At 66.1% G+C, this 17167-nt stretch carries 13 protein-coding genes and 1 pseudogene; 5 read left to right on the top strand and 9 right to left on the bottom strand.

Annotated features, from left to right (window positions below):
• Nucleotides 1–24 precede the first annotated feature (24 nt).
• The 3 genes from ACTOXK_RS01715 (at nt 25) to ACTOXK_RS01725 (ending at nt 4593) form a co-directional block, all read left to right on the top strand.
• Complete coding sequence (locus tag ACTOXK_RS01715) at nt 25–1983, top strand: fructose-1,6-bisphosphatase (protein WP_482277246.1); 1959 nt, start codon at nt 25–27, stop codon at nt 1981–1983.
• A 315-nt stretch (nt 1984–2298) separates the two neighbouring features.
• On the top strand, nt 2299–2874 hold the full coding sequence (locus ACTOXK_RS01720) for a hypothetical protein (RefSeq protein WP_482277247.1): 576 nt from the start codon (nt 2299–2301) through the stop codon (nt 2872–2874).
• Between the two features lie 177 nt (nt 2875–3051).
• Nucleotides 3052–4593, top strand: a complete 1542-nt coding sequence (locus ACTOXK_RS01725; protein ID WP_482277248.1) for an APC family permease — start codon at nt 3052–3054, stop codon at nt 4591–4593.
• Between the two features lie 26 nt (nt 4594–4619).
• Here the strand turns inward: ACTOXK_RS01725 and ACTOXK_RS01730 are convergent, their stop codons facing one another.
• The 4 genes from ACTOXK_RS01730 to ACTOXK_RS01745 form a co-directional block, all read right to left on the bottom strand.
• Nucleotides 4620–5819, bottom strand: coding sequence for a HipA domain-containing protein (locus ACTOXK_RS01730; RefSeq protein WP_482277249.1), 1200 nt, complete (start codon nt 5817–5819; stop codon nt 4620–4622).
• A gap of 191 nt (nt 5820–6010) precedes the next feature.
• On the bottom strand, nt 6011–6538 hold the full coding sequence (locus ACTOXK_RS01735; RefSeq protein WP_482277250.1) for a hypothetical protein: 528 nt from the start codon (nt 6536–6538) through the stop codon (nt 6011–6013).
• Between the two features lie 29 nt (nt 6539–6567).
• Complete coding sequence (locus ACTOXK_RS01740; RefSeq protein ID WP_482277251.1) at nt 6568–6933, bottom strand: hypothetical protein; 366 nt, start codon at nt 6931–6933, stop codon at nt 6568–6570.
• A gap of 64 nt (nt 6934–6997) precedes the next feature.
• Nucleotides 6998–8443, bottom strand: a complete 1446-nt coding sequence (locus ACTOXK_RS01745; protein ID WP_482277252.1) for an FAD-binding protein — start codon at nt 8441–8443, stop codon at nt 6998–7000.
• A gap of 1138 nt (nt 8444–9581) precedes the next feature.
• Here ACTOXK_RS01745 and ACTOXK_RS01750 point away from each other — a divergent pair.
• Nucleotides 9582–10319 carry a helix-turn-helix transcriptional regulator gene (locus tag ACTOXK_RS01750; RefSeq protein ID WP_482277253.1) on the top strand — a complete coding sequence of 246 codons (738 nt, stop codon included), beginning with the start codon at nt 9582–9584 and terminating at the stop codon, nt 10317–10319.
• Between the two features lie 86 nt (nt 10320–10405).
• On the opposite strand, the pseudogene ACTOXK_RS01755 reads toward ACTOXK_RS01750, so the two are convergent.
• A pseudogene (locus ACTOXK_RS01755) lies at nt 10406–11767 on the bottom strand (MFS transporter); the annotation flags it as partial.
• Between the two features lie 203 nt (nt 11768–11970).
• On the opposite strand from ACTOXK_RS01755, the gene ACTOXK_RS01760 reads away from it, so the two are divergent.
• A complete protein-coding gene (locus ACTOXK_RS01760; protein ID WP_482279323.1) occupies nt 11971–13713 on the top strand; it encodes a bifunctional aspartate transaminase/aspartate 4-decarboxylase in 1743 nt (580 codons plus the stop codon).
• Here ACTOXK_RS01760 and ACTOXK_RS01765 read toward each other — a convergent pair.
• The 4 genes from ACTOXK_RS01765 to ACTOXK_RS01780 form a co-directional block, all read right to left on the bottom strand.
• Complete coding sequence (locus ACTOXK_RS01765) at nt 13710–14150, bottom strand: GNAT family N-acetyltransferase (protein WP_482278308.1); 441 nt, start codon at nt 14148–14150, stop codon at nt 13710–13712. The genes ACTOXK_RS01760 and ACTOXK_RS01765 overlap by 4 nt on opposite strands.
• 138 nt (nt 14151–14288) lie before the next feature.
• A complete protein-coding gene (locus ACTOXK_RS01770; RefSeq protein ID WP_482279322.1) occupies nt 14289–15977 on the bottom strand; it encodes an FAD-dependent oxidoreductase in 1689 nt (562 codons plus the stop codon).
• Entirely contained in the window at nt 15978–16298 is a 321-nt protein-coding gene (locus tag ACTOXK_RS01775) for a rhodanese-like domain-containing protein (protein ID WP_482278310.1), read from the bottom strand.
• 19 nt (nt 16299–16317) lie between these two features.
• On the bottom strand, nt 16318–16992 hold the full coding sequence (locus ACTOXK_RS01780) for a GyrI-like domain-containing protein (protein ID WP_482278311.1): 675 nt from the start codon (nt 16990–16992) through the stop codon (nt 16318–16320).
• Nucleotides 16993–17167 lie beyond the last annotated feature (175 nt).

Here is a 17167-nt window from a genome sequence, read left to right on the forward strand (position 1 = left end):
GCGGTCCAACAAGGAGGATGATCTATGGACGCGCTTGAAACGACCTATCTGGAAGCCCTCTCGGAGCTGTACCCCACGGCCAGCGAGGCAGCCGAGGCGGCGGCGATGCTGGAAGGGGTGCTGGCCCTGCCCCGGGGCACGGAGCTCTTCGCCTCGGACATTCACGGCGAGCACAACGCCTTCTCCCACCTGCTGCGCAACGGCTCGGGCGCCGTGCGCGCCCTCATCGCCGACACCTTCGGCGACACGCTGACCGCCGGGGAGACCGCCGAGGTGGCCGCCGTAGTGGCCTATCCGGAAGAGAAGGCCCTCTGGGCCCTCGATCGCGCCGCCAGCGACGAGGCCGCCGACGCCTGGCTCGCCACCACCCTGAGCCGCCTGGCGGCCCTGGCCCACGCCGCCGCCGGGCGCCACGGCCTGGCCGAGGTGGACGCCCTCATTCCCGCCGACTTCGGCGCCGCGGCCGCCGCGCTCCTGGCCGCCCAGGGCGTACCCGCCAAGGCCGGCGCCGCCACGGCCCTCATCGAGGCCGCCATCGAGGGCGGCTACGGCATCAACCTGGCCATCACCCTGGCCGAGCTGACCCAGCACCTCGTGGTTGACCAGCTGCACCTCATCGGCGACGTGTACGACCGCGGCCCGGCCCCCCACCTCATCATGGACGAGCTGCTGAATTACCCCGCCGTGGACGTACAATGGGGCAACCACGACATCCTGTGGATGGGCGCGGCCGCCGGCAGCCCCGGCAGCGTGGCCAACGTGGTGCGCATCTGCGCCCGCTACGGCAACCTGTCCATCCTGGAGGACGCCTACGGCATCAACCTGCGCCCCCTGGCCAGCTTCGCCGCCGAGGCCTACGCCGACGACCCCTGCACCGCCTTCGCCCCCAAGGGCAACCCGGGCCTCTCGGCCGCCGAGACCGCCCTGACCGAGAAGATCCAGAAGGCCATGGCCGTCATCCAGTTTAAGGTGGAGGCGGCCCTCATCGCCGCGAACCCCTCCTTCGGCCTGGGCGACCGCAACCTGCTGCACCGCATTGACCGCGAGCGCGGCACCGTGGTGGTGGACGGCGTGGAATACGAGCTGCTGGACACCGCCTTTCCCACGGTGGACTGGGACGACCCCTACCGCCTGACCGAGGGCGAGGCAGCGGTCATCGAGCAGCTCTGCGCCGCCTTCACCCGTTGCGAGCGTCTCCAGCGCCATATGACCTTCTTCCTCGACCACGGCAGCCTGTACAAGATCGAGAACGGCAACTTGCTGCTGCACGCCTGCGTGCCCCTGGCTCCCGACGGGTCGCTGCTGGAAGTCACCCTGTTCGGCGAGACCTACCGCGGTCGCGCCCTTTACGACATGGTGGACGCGTCGGTGCGCGCGGCCTTCCGCGCCACCGACGAGGAGGAGCGCGAGCGCGGCCTGGCCATGCTGTGGTACCTGTGGCTCGGCCCCGGCTCGCCCCTGTTCGCCAAGAGCAAGATGGCCACCTTCGAGCTGTACCTCATCGCCGACAAGGCCGCCCGCAAGGAAGTGAAGAACCCCTTCTACACACTGTTGGACGACCCTGCCGTGGTGGACGGCATCTTCCGCGACTTCGGCATGGACCCGACCACCTCGCGCATCATCTGCGGCCACGTGCCGGTGAAGGCGAAGGACGGCGAGGACCCGGTGAAGGCCGCGGGCCGTGTGCTCACCATCGACGGCGGCTTCTCGAGCGCCTATCAGAAGACCACGGGCCTGGCCGGCTACACCCTGGTGTCGAACGCCGAGGGCCTGTTCCTGGATGCGAACGAGCCGCTGGCCTCGCGGAACGCGGCCATCGAGGAGAACGCCGACATCGTGGGCGCGCGCCGCGTGCTCGAGCGCTACGACGCCCCGCGCACCGTGGCCGACACCGACGAGGGCGCCGCTATCCGCCAGCGCATCGGCGATTTGCGCCGCCTCCAGGCAGCCTACGAGGCCGGCCTCATCCCCGAGGACGAGTAGGCGGGAGCCAGCGGCGCAGCCCGGCGACGCCCGATCGCGGGCCCGCGCCAAGGCCGCCCGCAGCGTCGCTCGGCCCCGGCGATCCGGTGTCGCGGCCCCGCACCATCCCCGGCCCCTTGCGGCCCCGTCGATGCCGACGGGGCCGCTCTTTTTCCTGAATCAGTCCGAAATTCCGAAAATGGGACTATTGCGACTATTTCTTTCGTCGCCGCGCTGCGCTATGGTAGAAGCATCAGAGAAACACGCCGAGCACCCCGCCCGTCCGTCGGGCGCCGTCGCCCTGCGGTCGCGAGCCCTCGCCCCCGGGAGGACACCATGAGCTACAACGATATCTTCAATCGCCCCTACTTCGTCGTACCGCCGGAGTGCGCCCAGGTGCAGCTCCTGTTCGACCGCGTGGGCAATCGCGTGTCCGCGGCCGCATGGACCGGCGAGGACCCCGCCACCGGCGAGCTCAGCTTCAGCCTCGCCGTCTACTTCGGCACCCTCGTCATGCACCCGGACAGCCCCTCCGCCGCCGAAGTGGCCGTGCGCCGGGCCCTCGGCTTCCCCACCGACAGCACCCTGCGCCTCGACTACGCCTGCACCGCCGACGATCTGTACCTGCTGCGGGCCGGCCAACCCGGCGGCGATCCCTTCCCCTTCGGCGCTTTTGCCCCCGAAGCGCTGGCCGAGGCCGAGGGTCTCATCGGGGCCTTCCTCGCCCTGGACTTCCGCAGCATCCTGCTCGGCCGCCGCATCGAGGACATCGATGTGGACTATCTCTTCGCCGGCGAAGAGCTCTTCTACGAGGGCTTCCTCGGCAACGACGGGCTGCCCCTCAAGCGTGAGAAGCTCGCCGACGGCGACGCCTGCATCATCAACGACACCATGTTCGTCACCATTCCCTAGGGAAGAATCCGTCCTCGTTCCCGTCATCACCACCCAACGGGAACCGCCCCACGGCGGCGCATGCCGCCCCCCTTTATCCGCTTGCCGCCCCCGCGGCCCTGCGCCCACGGGCCCGCGGGGAATGAACTACACTGCAATCCGCATCTATTGCCGAGCCTTCAAGGGGGTGGTTCGCGCTTGGCCGCCAACAACTCGCTTCCTGCCGGAGAACAGGATCTCTTCCCGCCGACCCCGCCTGCCGGGTCCATCGGCAATCTGCGTAAGACCAATATCAGCGCCATCGGCATCGCCTTCATGCTGTTCTGCCTCGTGTCGGCCGGCGCCTTCGGCATCGAGGAGATCATCCCCGCCGCCGGCCCGGGCCTCACCCTCATCATCCTCATGGTGCTGCCCTTCGTGTGGGCACGGCCCATCAGCCGGCTGGTGGCCGAGGCCAACGCCATCCTGCCCCGGGAGGGCGGCATCTACGCCTGGGCTAAGGAGACCTTCGGGGAGTTCTGGGGCTTCCAGGCCGGCTGGTGGACCTCCATGGACACCTACATCTCCTCGGGTGCCTACATCGCCATGGTAGGCGGCTACACCTCCCAGTTGCTCTCCCTCAACGACGAGGGCACCTTCGTGGTGAAGCTGCTCGTGGTGGGCTGCTTCACCGTGGTCAACCTCGTGGGCCTCATCGAGGTGGAGCGCATCAGCGCCTTCTTCTCGGTGCTCATCCTCATCGTGTTCGGCATGGCCGTGGTCTTCGGCCTCATCAACTGGCAGACCAACCCCTTCGACCCCATCTTCGCCACCCCCGAGGCCCCCATGGGGTGTTTGGTGGAATCCCTCAGCATCGGCATCTGGATGTACTGCGGCTACGAGTGCATCGCCGCTATGTCCGGGGAATACGAGGACTCCCGCAACGTGGCCAAGGGGTTCCGCATCGCCCTGCCGCTCATCGCCCTGTCCTATATCCTGCCCACCCTGGCCTGCCTGGCCGCCTACCCGGCCGGCTCCTGGACCGAATGGGGCATCGACGGCGGCTTCTCGGCCGACGTGCTCGGCTACGGCACCATCTTCTCCACGGTGCTCGGCCACTCGGGCGTGGTGCTGTTCCTCGTCATCGCCATCATGAGCCAGTGCACCATCTACAACACCTACCTGGCCAGCGGCTCACGCAGCTTCTGGGTGCTGTCGGAGGACAACCTGTTCCCCAAATTCATCCGCAAGGTGGACAAGGCCGGCCGCAGCCCCTACGTGGGCGTGCTCACCATCGCCGCCTCGTCGCTCGTCTTCTCGCAGTTCGACTTCACCACCATCATCGAGATGAACATCATCTTCATCCTGGCCCGCTACATGTTCCTCGGTTTCATCGTGCTGCGCCTGCGCAAGATGTACCCGGTGGAGAAGCGCCCGGCCGACATGTACGTCATCGGCGGCGGGAAGGTGGGCGTGCGCCTGTACTCGGCTTTGGCCTTCGGCATCGCCACCTTCACCCTGTGCCTGAACCCCGTGGCGAACTTCTTCGCCACCGTGGCGTTCCTCGCCTCGGGCGTGGCGGCCTACATCGTCTTCAAGAAGATCTACGGCGGCCTGGCGAAGGAGAACCCCGAGCGCTACCCCACTGACCGGCGCACGGGCCTGGCTGTGGGAGACACCCGGCGCATCGGGCTGTTCGCCCTCATCATCGTCGGCCTGTTCATCCTGAACGTGGCTCTGAACCTGCTGTTCTTGGGCTAAGGGAGGCCGGGGAAGACGGGCCGCGCCTATCCCAGCAGCTGAAGGGCGCGAGCGCGCACAAAGCCGCCCAAAGCGGCCAACCGCCGCTCGCTGACCGTCTTTCCCTCGGGATGGTTAGCACGGTAGGCCTCAATGAAGTCGGTGCCGTCGAAGGCGAAATCGACCAGTCGCTCCACCTGGGCGCGCTGAGCGTCCCCCATCATGGCCGCCCCCTGCCAGGCCAGCGTTGCGTCCATGATGCCGGGGCTTTCCTCCAGTCGCGCCAGCAGATCGGCCACAACGAGCTGCTCGTCGAAGTCACGGGAGAACAGCGACACATTGTGGTCGAACAGGGGCGCCATGGCCAGCACTTCTCCAGTATGGTTGTCGCGCAGCACGCCGAAATTGCCGCTATGGCGATCGGTGTTGGCCACAAGCGAATCGAACACCGCCATGGATCGGAAGCTCTCCGCGGCCGTCTCCCCTAGATCGGCAAAGTAGGCCAGGGCCATCTCGAAATCGCAAAGCTGAATGAGGTCGGAGGGCAGGCACAGCTCGAAGGGAACATAGGCCACATCTGGACTGTTGAACAATGCACAGGTAGAGCAAACCTTGCCCTGCCATTCCGCAAGCTCATAGGCCACGGCATTGAAACCGCCCGCTCGCGCCACCTGCCAGGCCAGCTGCTCGGCATAGGGTTCGCGCCCGTAGTTAGGCGCGGCGGAGGCCGCGCCGGCCTTGTAGAGCACCAGCGAGCCGTCGATTTGCCGCCAGGTTTTGGGAAAGGCCCCCGATGGCGTGAGGTCAGAGGGACGCCCCGCCCCCACCACACCCCGCGGGATGACGCCCGTATAAGCAATGACCTGCAACACCTCGTCGAATGCATTGTCGAACAAGTTATACTGACTGTAGGGAATATCATCGTCGGCAGGCACCACAGAATAGGCATCGTTGACCGACACGCCCCGGGATAGGTCGATGATGCCCTTCGTGTCCGAGGGGGCCAGGCCGTAGGGGCGCAGCACCTCTTCCAAATACGCTCGCCCCTTGGGAATGCGACGGCTCTCCAGGAATCGGACCAGCTCTATATCATTCTGAACTTGAGCCAGATTGAGCGGAAGCAGAGACAGAGCGCTGGAATCAACTTCCAGGCATTCGGCGCGAAAGCCCGTGAGCGTGGGGGCGAACTGGAACTGAGCCAAAGGCCGATCGTACAGCTTGATGTGGTATGTCCGCCGTTCTCTCATGGAAGCGATTCTACCACAGCCGCCCTTCAGCCGGCGGTTCCCGCCTCGGGCTTCGGATATCCCCTTACGATGACGCGACCTCGGAGACCCCGCTCGGGCAGGTTGCGAGTTGCGGCAACCCGGTTCTCACTTGCGTTACCGGTAGGCTGGCACCGCCCGCAGGCGGCGCGGAAAGCGGCTGTATGGTGCCGCTAGATCTGCGTTACCGATTCGGTGATGGCGGCGAAATCACCCGCACAGGCGCAGTAGCGGCCAAAGTCGCCTGTATTGCGTGCCACTACGCCATCTATGACGGTCTCGGCGCGCAGTCCGAAGGCAAGTACGGGCACTGGAAGTTTGGAGCCTCCTTCCCCGGCCCCGATCAAGCCACCGTCGCTATAACGTCCTCCCGTGAGAAGAGCGAAGCGATCCTCCTTGTCTAAGCGAGCAAAGTGAAGCGGCACATACTGGTGAAAACCCGCATCTTCCAACCGCTCCACCGCTGCAGCAAGCTGAGTAGCCGCCCCTCTCTCACCCAGGGCGTCGGGGCCTGCGGCCCGAACCAAGCGCAGATGGGAAGCATTGCCACAAAGAAAAGCCGTGATCGACTGGCGGAAGGCGCGCCTATCGGCAGCCCCATACCCATAGAGCAGCACCATACCGAGCAAGTCGGTGGCGTAGGCCTTGAGGAAGTAATCCGCCACCAAGTTCAGATCACCCAAATGATCGGTGCGGTTCACGCGGGAAAACGCCATGGGAGTCGGCTGCATCATCTCGAAGTCGAACCGAGTGATGCCGGCCCGCTTGAAAAAGGCATCGAAGCTCCGGAGATATTGCTGGTGGATGCCTCCAAGGTAACTGGTACATCATCGGCCGTCGTATATCGCTCGCGCACAAGATGCATGGTATCGGAAACATCCTGCGCATTCGCCATGGAAGCCAAACCGCCACCCCAGCGCACAGCGACGATGCGGCAGTCGGAGAATTCCTCGGCATTAGCCGTCAGCTCCCGCTGAAGGGCAACCAGGTACTCGTGGGCCCGCGCGCTGTTCCAGCCCTCTACGAGTGGTCGGCCATCCCATTTCTCGCGACGCAGGCACAGCGGCACATTCAGCTGCATCACCACATCTTGCATGATAATCCTCCCTCGGGGTTGTCAGCATCGAGGGGAGCGGGCCATCGCAAGACGACACCGCTCCCTATTGGGCAGGACGCGCAGCACATCCCTGTTCGCCTGCGGAGCGGTCCATGGTCTCATGGCCGTAGCCCTGGTAGGACAGGTATTCCTCCCAGTTGGCATCGGTGACGTTCACCAGCAGCTGATCGTCGGGCAGCGTATCCAAGTGCCCGTTGGTGCCGAACTTGTACATGGACTCGTTGCACAGGCGCTTGCCCTCGGGCCCGAACAGCGGCCACACGCCGCCGAAGGCGAAGCCGGGGGCGCCGTTCTTGCCGATGGACATGCCGGCGCGCGGACCCGCCTCCATAGTGCCCCCGGCCCACATGATCATGCGAATGCCTGATCCGTCGCGGCCCATGCCGCCGATGGCCGTGGCATCGGTGCGGTCGGCCCCATAGGCCCACGCTAGGTTCCGCATACTGTCGCTCAGATCGAGGCGCATGTCGGGATTGCCGCCGTAACCACCGGCGCACACGATGACAGCCCTCGCGTCGATCTGCTGGTAGTTGCCGTCGATATCCTTGAAGATGGCGCCGGTCACGGTGCCATCAGCGCCCTGCACGAGCGAGACCGCCTGGTAGCCCCACGCCATCTTGCCGCCCTTGCCTTCAAGACCCTTGTGCAACTCGCGAATGACATAGGGCCACATGTTCACATTGGAGGCCTCATCACGCCACTGGGTCATACCACGGAACGACTTTTTGCCCGCGCATTCGCCGGAGAAGTTGGCATTGCCCTTCACGTTGTGGTTCTTAGCGTGCTTCGCGGTAATGTCGGCGGGAATGTAGTTGTCCACCATCCAGTCGAGCATCTCGCCGGAACGGAAGGCGTAATCGCGCACAATCTTGTTGTTGCAGTGGCCCAGCGCCAGGCGGATGTACTCGTTCATGACCTCGATGGGATCCACTGGATCCGACCCGTTCTCCAGGAACAGCTTCGAGTTGTAGCAGGCCATGTCGCAGGCATATTCCTCGTACTCATCGTAGGTCTGGGACTCGGCGAGGATGACGCTCGCCCCCATCTCCTGGGCGCGCAGGGCGGCCACGGAGCCGGCGTTGCCCGCACCAATGACAAGCACGTCGCAGCTGTCGGCGGCGGTCACGTTCTCGAAGACAGGCGCCTCGCCGAGCCACGCGGGCACGTTGGTCATGAAATCGGCCGGGGTGATGCCCAGCGGGTCGCCACCGGGGGCGAACTTCAGTGCGCCGTCGCCGGCCTTCACGATGAAGTCCTCCGGCGAGGTGGCGGCCACCGCCCCCTCGGTCATATTGCGATTGAGCGCGCTCATCTGCGCCATCACATCGTAACTTTCGCCGGTCTCAGCCATAGGGGCTGCGCCAGCTGCAGCGGCATCGGCAGCAGGAGCTGCCGGCGAGCAAGCGGCCAGTGCACCGAGCGCGGCCACGCCCATGGTGCCGGCGGCGGCCCCCTTCAGAAAGTTACGACGGGACATATCTTCAGTCATTGCTTCTTCCTTTCGATTGCATTCCCTCCCCCGCTCGCCCTCGCGAACACGGTTCGGCCGGCGACGCACGTGGGAGGGAGTCGCGAGCCAGGCGGCCGAGCCGTTGTCCCGAAGGTCTTTGCCGGGGCAAACCCTGAGCGGCATCGCCGATCTGCCATGCCGCAGGATCACCCTAGGGCAACCGGCCCCAAGGCGGTATCGCTGAGAGCGGTGAGTTTTGTCCTCAATGGGGACACTACGTATCACTGAAATTGGTGATTTCACCATTTTGCCTGATCAGAAATGACAAGGAGGAGCAGCTTCTTTCGGCGGGGCCGCACCGAAACCCTCTCCTTTGCAGTAAGATGGGCTCGAGCGAACATCTTCAGGGAGGGAGATGCATGGACATCTTGTGCGGCGGTCAGCCCGTGCGCCTGCAACCGCGCCTCGCAGGCGCGGGCTTGCTTCTGGGGGCGATCCTAGAAGTGCTACGGGCCCCTGGCATCAACTGGGCCCAGGAGGACGGCGCGCTTGCGCTGACATTCAACCAGTGGACGGCCGCAACGCTCTCCATTCTCTCAATCGCATGGGTTGCCCTATGGGCCGTCGGCGTATCCGGGAAAACGGACGTATCCCAGGGCGGCCCCATCGTTCGCCTCGCCCACATGGTTCGGGAAGCTACGGCCTCCCGAGCGACCACAGGGCTTGCGGCCACGACTGTAGTGCTGCTCGCCGGATGCTACGTGACGGGCGCGCCCCTCCTCGATGCGCCCTTGTCATTGGGTAGCATGGCCGTGACAGGGGCCGCCTTCGCCGTCGGCATCGCTGTCTGCGCACTACTCTGGTTCCGCGTCTACGCGAGGCTCGGGGCGGGAAGCGCCCTGGCCCATGGCGGGCTCGCTATCGCCGCAGCGGGCATCGTGCGCTTCATCATGGCTGGCCACGACGCGGTAACAATCCTGCTGGTGTTCGCCGCGTGTTGCTTGGGGTCCTACGGGTGCATCACCCCCTCTCTCCCGGCCGAAGAAGCCGCCGAGCCGGAGAGTGCCGGAAACCCGGCCGGATGGCGACAGGCCGCCCAGGATGCCGCGCCCGTGCTGTGGCTTCCTTTGGCGGCCGCGTGTATCGTGGGGTTCATTCACGCCTTGTCTGGAATCCCGTGGTATCTCAGACGGCCGTCTCAGGACCTCTCGATCTCCAAAGGATCGAGCTACCCCTGGGCTGCCTCGTCGCCGCCGTCGCCGTTATCGTCGCCCTGCGAATCGCCGTCACGGAATCCCAAGGCAAGCGTATCGCCATTTTGGGATTCCCCGTTGTCATGGGCATCCTGCTGCTCTACCCTGCCGTTGTCCCCGCAGGCAGCCTCGCCAGCGATCTGCTAGGGTGGGTGCCCCAAGCCTGCTTCGCTCTGGTCATCCTGTTCACCTGGCAATCGCTTTTGCTCACCCGTCAGACCGCCCCCGCCTGCGACGCACCTATCCTGTTCTGCGGACTGGCAGTTGCCTGCCCCTCCTATGGCGCAGGCCTCACCCTTATTCACGTGGTGGGCACCGGGGGCCGCGACCTGTGCCTTGTGCTGCTGACGGCCTACCTCGTACTCTTTAACATTTTCCTTGCCCAGGAGACGCGCACCGAACGGCAGGGTCGCACCTCCGACGAGCTGCGACCCGAAACGTTTATCCGCCGACGCTGTGATGAGCTTGCCGCTGCCCACAGCATCTCCCCACGGGAAACGGAGGTGCTGTACTATCTGGGCCGCGGGTACAATCACACCTACATCGCTCGCAAGCTGTTCGTTTCGGAGAACACCGTGCGGGCGTACACCACGGCCAGCACACTCGCGGCAGCCAGCAGGGCCAGGGCGATCCACAGCGTGAAGCCGATGCCGTCGCCATAGGCCGCGCCCTTCGCGGCCCCTGCGGCCCGCGCCGCACTCACCCGGCCCGACATAAGGCCCACGAACAGGGCTGACGAGACCGAGCCCGATATCTGTACCAGCGTGGAGTGGATGGATGATCCGCTGGAAGACTGCTCGGGCGTGAGTGATTCCAAATCGACGCTCTTGATGGCCGGGTACGCGATGCCGATGCTCCCGTAGGCCACGGCCACGCAGGCCACCATGGCGAGCGCCGCATCGAATCGGGCCGCCACGGCCATGGCGCCGAACGCCCCCAGGGTAACGATAAAGCCAGCCGGCACAAGCGGCCACACCCCCCGTCTCCCCAGAATGCGGCCGCTCATAAAGCAGAAGCCCGCGTAGCAGAGAATAGCCGGGGCCAGCAGGCAGCCAGCGACGAATGGCGTGTAGCCGGCCACGCCCTCCAGATACAGGGGAATGAGCAGGTTGAGGTACATGGACGCAATGTAGCTGAGCACCACGAGCGATTCGCCCAAGGCGAACAATGGATTGCGGAAGGGGCTCATATCCAGCAGCGGATGCACAATGCGACCCTGGCGCCACACGAACAGGGTGCACACGGCCACACCGCCGAGCATGAGGATCACCATGGGCGCACCGAAGTGCGTCAGCTCGTTCAGGCCCACCATGAAGGCGGCAAGCCCCATGAAGCTGAGCGCCACGCTCGCCATGTCGATGGGCCGGCGCTCGCGCGGCATGACGTCACGCAAGATGCGCGCAGCCGCCACGAGCAGCATCGCGGCCAGCACGGCGGGAATGAGGAACAGCACCCGCAGGCCCCAATAGGTGATGACCAGGCCCGACACCACCGGCGCCAGCGCCAGGCCCACGCCGATGATGCCGCTGTTCAGCGCCAGCAGCACGCCGGCGCGTCCTTTGGGCGAGAGCACGAGCAGCGCCTCGTTGATGACTGGGAAGAACAGGCCCGTGGTGACGGCCTGCACGAGCCGGGCCGCCAGAAGCGACGGGTAGTTCCACGCGAAGGCTCCCAAAAGCGAGCCTGCGAGGGCCATGACCAGACCGAACCCGATAATGCGCCGCAGACCGAAACGGCGGAGCAGCGAGGCGGCCATGGTGATGACGGTGCCGGCCACCACCGCGTAGCACAGCACAAGCAGGTTGGCCTCGGAGAGCCCTACGTGAAACTCGTCGCACACGTAGTCGAGGGCCACGTTCATGATGGACTGCATGAGCGAGGCCAGCACATTGCCGGCGAACAGCACCGCAATCATGAGACGTCGCGCCCGCGGACTGCCCGAAAGCGCCGGAGAAGCCTCTGCCGGCACCGAGGGGGAAGCCCCAGTTGCGGCACCGCGCGCCGAGGGCGCCTCTTTCCTCGGCGGGAGCGCCACCTGCGCCATCGGGCCGCTCTCCGTCGCACAGGCCTGCTTCCTATTCATGGGCCACCGTTCCTTTTCCGCCACCATACATCGTACCAAGCCGCGAGCCTAGCACCCCCGCGCCCACGATGGAGGCACTCTGGCCGCACTGTATTCAAGTTGGTGCCAGGACCCCACGCGCCCTTCGGCTCGGCTCCAAATGGTTCTCACTTGCGTTACATCTGGCCACACCGACGAAACCTCGGGGAGCGCCGCCCGACAATGAAGGGGAACCCGAGAAAGGATACCCCATGACCAAGGAGAAGCCCCCCGCCGACACCGCCGCAGTCGTTGCCGGCCCCTCCCCTGCCGCAGCCGACAACGACGCCGCCCTCACCCCCGCCGAGCGGGCCATCCTGGCCAACGACGAGCGCGGCCTGGAAGAGGCCCTGGGCAGCATGTCACCCTTCGAGGTGAAGAACCTCCTGGTGAAGCTCGCCCGCGAGGGCGATGAGGGCACCACGCGCACCCTGCTGAACGCCGGGCGCGGCAACCCCAACTGGATCAACACGCTGCCCCGCGAGGGATTCTTCCTGCTGGGCCAGTTCGCCATGGAGGAGGCCAAGCGCACCTCGTCGCTGGCCGCCTTCGACCTGGCGGGCATGCCGGCCCAGGAGGGTTGCGCCGAGCGCTTCCTCGCCTTCCTCGCCGCCCACCCGGGCGACAAGGCCGCCGCCTTCCTGCGCCGCTGCCACGACTACCTCGTGGACGCGGGCCTTCCGGCCGACGACTTCGTCCACGAGTGGACGAGCGGCATCTCGGGAGATTTGTACCCCTACCCCGACCGCATCCTGCCTTACACGCAGGAAATCGTGAACCGCTACCTGACCAAAGCCGTCGGGGACGGCCAGGCACCGGCGGCCCCCTACGACCTGTTCGCCACCGAGGGCGGTACGGCGGCCATGTGCTACCTGTTCTACTGCCTGAAGTGCAACTACCTCGTGAACCCCGGCGACCGCATCGCGCTCATGACCCCCATCTTCACGCCTTACCTGAACATCCCGGAGCTGAACGACTACGACCTGGACGTCACCTACATCCAGGCCAGCACCACCGGTGGCGACGGCCTGCACACCTGGCAGTACCCCGACAGCGAGCTCGATAAGCTGCGCGACCCCTCCATCAAGCTCTTGTGCCTCGTGAACCCGTCGAACCCGCCGTCGGTGGCCATGGACGACGCCTCCCGGGCGAAGCTCATCGACATCGTGCGCCACGACAACCCGAACCTCATCATTATCAGCGACGACGTCTACGGCACCTTCGTGCCTCACTACCGCTCGCTTCTGGTGGACCTGCCCTACAACACCGCCTGCGTGTACTCGTTCTCGAAGTACTTCGGGGCCACGGGCTGGCGCCTCGCCGTCATCGCCACGGCCCAGCAAAACGTCTTCGACGACCGCATTGCCGCCCTGCCCGCCCATAAGAAGCAGGCCCTGGCCGCGCGCTACGCCTGTCTGACCGATGCCATCGAGAAGGTGAAGTTCACCGACCGCATGGTGGCCGATTCGCGCCTGGTGGCCCTCAACGGCACCGCCGGCCTCGGCACGCCCCAGCAGGTGATGATGGCGCTGTTCTCCCTCTACGACCTTCTGGACACCGAGAACACCTACCGCGCGAAGATGCAGGAACTGGTGCAGAGCCGCCTGGCCCTGCTGTGGAAGAACCTCGGCTGGACCTTAGAGCCCGACCCGCTGCGGGCCGGCTACTACTCGGTGATCGACTTGGGGCTGTGGGCCACACGCCTTTACGGGGCCGACTTCTTCGCCTGGCTGAAAGCGCGCTACAACTCCCTCGACATCGTGGTGCGCCTGGCCCGCGACACGGGCGTGGTGCTCATGGACGGCCACGGCTTCGACGCCCCCGATTGGTCGGTGCGCGTGTCGCTGGCGAACCTGGACACCGCCGACTACGCCGTCATCGGCCAGCGCATCGCCGCCATGCTCGCCGAGTACGCCGACGCCTGGAAGGCGGAGACGGAAGCCGCCAGAGCCTAGGAGCGCCAGCGCATCTCGATGTGGGGGATGCCGCCGTCGTCGAACTCGTCGGAAGTCTGCACGAACCCGAGCTTCTCGTAGAAGCCCCGGGCCTGCACCTGGGCCTCGATGGTGACGACGTCGGCGCCCAGCGCGTCCTGGGCCACGCGCAGGGCCTCCTCCATGATGCGGCGCCCCGCCCCCGTGCCGCGTTGGACGGCGATGACGCGACCGATGGAAGCGGTCTCATGGGTGACGCCCGCCGGCAGCACCCGGGCATAGGCGGACAGCGCCCCTGCATCGTCGCGCAGCCACAGGTGCAGCGCCTCCTTGTCGGCGTCGTCCACCTCCTGGTAGGGACTCTGCTGCTCCACTACGAACACCGCACAGCGCAGTTTCAACAGCTCGTGGTACTCGTTCAGGGTCAACTCGTCGAAACGCTTCATGGTGAATGCCATAGGGGCCTCCTTAAGGGTCGTATCGGAACGATGCGGCGGCCCTCACCCCGGCACCCGCCCGGTGCGAGCGATGGGCGGAAGGACCGCACGAAGACGGCCTCCCGGCATCCGAACTCGGATGCCGGGAGGCCGGTCGCCCTAGCGCTCGGCGCCGCAGGGGTGGGCGCTGCGCACCGGTTCCCCGTCGGCGGCCACCACGCGGTAGAAGCCGTAGCCGCCGCGGAAGTTGTAGGCATCGAAGCCGTGCTGGGCCAGCATGCGGCAGGCCACGTAGCTGCGCAGGCCCGACTGGCACGTCACGTACACCGACGCCCCGGCCGGCAGCTCGCCCAAGCGGTCGCGCAGTTCGTCCACGGGAATGTGTACGAACCCGTCGATATGGCCCCGCTCCCATTCGGCCGGGGTGCGCACGTCGAGCAGCGTGGCGCCGGCGGCGCGCAGGGCCGGTATCTCGTCGTAACTCGCCTGCTTCAGCAGGCCCGTCGCCACGTTCTCGATCATGAACCCGGCCATGTTCACGGGATCCTTGGCCGAAGAATAGGGCGGCGCATAGGCCAGGTCCAGATCCTTCAAGCGCACTCCGTCGGCTCCCAGCTGCATGGCACAGGCCAGCACGTCGATGCGCTTGTCCACGCCCTCCGCACCGACGATCTGGGCACCGAGCAACCGCAGCGTGCCCCGCTCGAACACCACCTTCATGGTGAGGGGACGCGCGCCGGGGTAGTAGCCGGCGTGGGAGCCGGGCGAGAGGATGACTGTGTCGCAGTCGATGCCCTGGGCCCGAGCCGCCGTCTCGTTGAGGCCCGTGGACGCCACGGTGAGATCGAACACCTTGATGACCGACGAGCCCCACGAGGCCCCGTAGCGGCTCTCGCGACCGCTGATGACATCGGCAACGATGCGCCCCTGCTTGTTGGCGGGGCCGGCCAGGGCGACGAGGGCCTTCCCGCCGGTCACGCCATGGGTTACCTCAACCGCATCGCCCGCGGCGAAGACGTCCGGATCGGAGGTGCGCATGGCCTCATCGGTGGCAATGCCGCCGCGCGAGCCGAGGGCGAGCCCCGCCTCGGCGGCCAAGGACACTTCGGGCGCCACGCCGATGGCGAGTACTAGCAAATCGGCCTTAAGCACCTCGCCGTCGCGCAGCCGCACGGCCAGGCCCTGGGGTTCTTCGGTCACTTCTTCCAGGGAACCGCCCAGCACGAGGCGCACCCCGTGGGAGCGCATCTCGGCGTGCACGAAGGCGGCCATGTCGGGGTCGAGGGGCTTCAGCAGCTGGGCGGGGCGCTGCACCAGGGTGGTTTCCACGCCCATCTCCACCAGGTTCTCGGCGGCCTCGATGCCTATGAAGCCACCGCCCACCACCAAGGCCCGGCGCGGCGCGCGCTCTTCCACGAAGGCGCGCAGGGCCAGGGCGTCCTCCACCGTGCGCAGGGTGAACACCCGCGGCGAGCCGAGGGATACGCCCGCGGGCACCACGGGCTGGGCGCCGGGCGACAGGATAAGCCGATCGTAGGACTCCTCGTAGATGCGGCCCGTTTCCACTTCGCACACCGTGACCGTCTTCGCCTCCCGGTTGATGGCGGTCACCTCGCTGTTCACGCGCACGTCGATGTTGAAGCGGCGGCGGAAGCTCTCGGGCGTTTGCAGGGCCAGGGCGCTGCGCTCGGCGATGACGCCGCCCACGTAGTAGGGCAGCCCGCAATTCGCGTAGGACACATAGCCCGTGCGCTCCAGCATGACGATCTCGGCCCCTTCGTCCAACCGGCGCAGACGGGCCGCCGCGCTGGCGCCACCGGCGACGCCTCCGATAATGACAACCTTCATCTATCGCTCCACCTCCCCGCGCCAACGACCGATGCCCCCGATATTGCGCACGTCGTCGTAGCCCATGCGCTTCAAGGCCGCCGTGGCCTGGGCGCTGCGAGCACCGCTCAGGCAGTACACGAACAGCGGCGTCGTCTTCTGGGGCACGGCCGTCTCCGCCGCACTGATCTGCTGCAGCGGCACGTTCACCGCCCCGGGGATGTGACCCCCGGCGAACTCATCGGGAGTGCGCACGTCCACAAGCACCGCGCCGGGCGTTGCGCGGAACGCCTCGACCCCCTGGTTGATATCGGCCGACCCGCCAAAACCAAACAAACCCATCGTTTCCTCCTCAGATTCCTTAGTTCTCTCCCTCGCCAGCGCGAGCTGTACCGCTACGCGGTCTCACGGGATGGCGAATGACCGTCTTCCACTTCTCGGGAGCCACGCGCCGGGCATCGGACAGGTAGATCTCGTGATGGTGGCGCCCCGCCACCGTGTCTGACATATCGTTCTCGTAGCCCTCCTCGGCGATGAAGGCGTCCATGAGGGCCACCGTGGCCGGCTCGTCGTCGTAGGGACCGTGATGCATGATCTGCACGCAGAGCCCTTCGTCGATGGTGAGCAGTTCGGCCGCCGACGTATCGAGCCCCTTCTTCCGCGCCGCCTCCACCTGGGCCCAGGCGAATTCCTCGGGCGTCACGAAATCGGGCAGGCGAATGGCGGATATCCACTGGAAGGCCACCTTGTCGGCGTAATCCACCCCCGCCACACCGGGCTGCCACCAGAAACCTTCCAGGGGCGGCACGACGAAATCGAAGTAGCCGTCGATGGCATGATCGCCCATCTTCGACATCTTGATGGTGTAGGCGATGGCGTACAGCACGCCGATGGCTTCCTTGTAGGCACCGCCCTCCTCGTTCGGATCGCCCTGCCCGCGCACCGCCACGTAAGTCATCGGCGGCACCGTGACCAGCTCGGGCTTGCCCTTCGGCAGGTAGAACTCCTTGTATTCCTTTTTGAAGTCGAACGCCATGAAAGCCCCTTCCAGCCATGCGTCACGGCGATATGCAGCGCGAAACGTTCGCCCCATTATCCCACAAAGTGGGCGGCTGGAAGGATGGCGCGCTGCTCCCGCGCGGTTCGCCGACTGCCGTGAACTCGTAGGTCTTGGGGTTCATGGAACGCTCCTTTCCGCGATCTCGCACGTT

Source organism: Adlercreutzia sp. (assembly GCF_056795635.1).

Coding starts and splice junctions, on each gene's coding strand:
- ACTOXK_RS01760 (WP_482279323.1), top strand. CDS start 11,971: ATGACCAAGGAGAAGCCCCCCGCCGACACCGCCGCAGTCGTTGCCGGC.
- ACTOXK_RS01770 (WP_482279322.1), bottom strand. CDS start 15,977: ATGAAGGTTGTCATTATCGGAGGCGTCGCCGGTGGCGCCAGCGCGGCG.
- ACTOXK_RS01740 (WP_482277251.1), bottom strand. CDS start 6,933: ATGCAAGATGTGGTGATGCAGCTGAATGTGCCGCTGTGCCTGCGTCGC.
- ACTOXK_RS01775 (WP_482278310.1), bottom strand. CDS start 16,298: ATGGGTTTGTTTGGTTTTGGCGGGTCGGCCGATATCAACCAGGGGGTC.
- ACTOXK_RS01780 (WP_482278311.1), bottom strand. CDS start 16,992: ATGGCGTTCGACTTCAAAAAGGAATACAAGGAGTTCTACCTGCCGAAG.
- ACTOXK_RS01765 (WP_482278308.1), bottom strand. CDS start 14,150: ATGGCATTCACCATGAAGCGTTTCGACGAGTTGACCCTGAACGAGTAC.
- ACTOXK_RS01745 (WP_482277252.1), bottom strand. CDS start 8,443: ATGACTGAAGATATGTCCCGTCGTAACTTTCTGAAGGGGGCCGCCGCC.
- ACTOXK_RS01730 (WP_482277249.1), bottom strand. CDS start 5,819: ATGAGAGAACGGCGGACATACCACATCAAGCTGTACGATCGGCCTTTG.
- ACTOXK_RS01715 (WP_482277246.1), top strand. CDS start 25: ATGGACGCGCTTGAAACGACCTATCTGGAAGCCCTCTCGGAGCTGTAC.
- ACTOXK_RS01720 (WP_482277247.1), top strand. CDS start 2,299: ATGAGCTACAACGATATCTTCAATCGCCCCTACTTCGTCGTACCGCCG.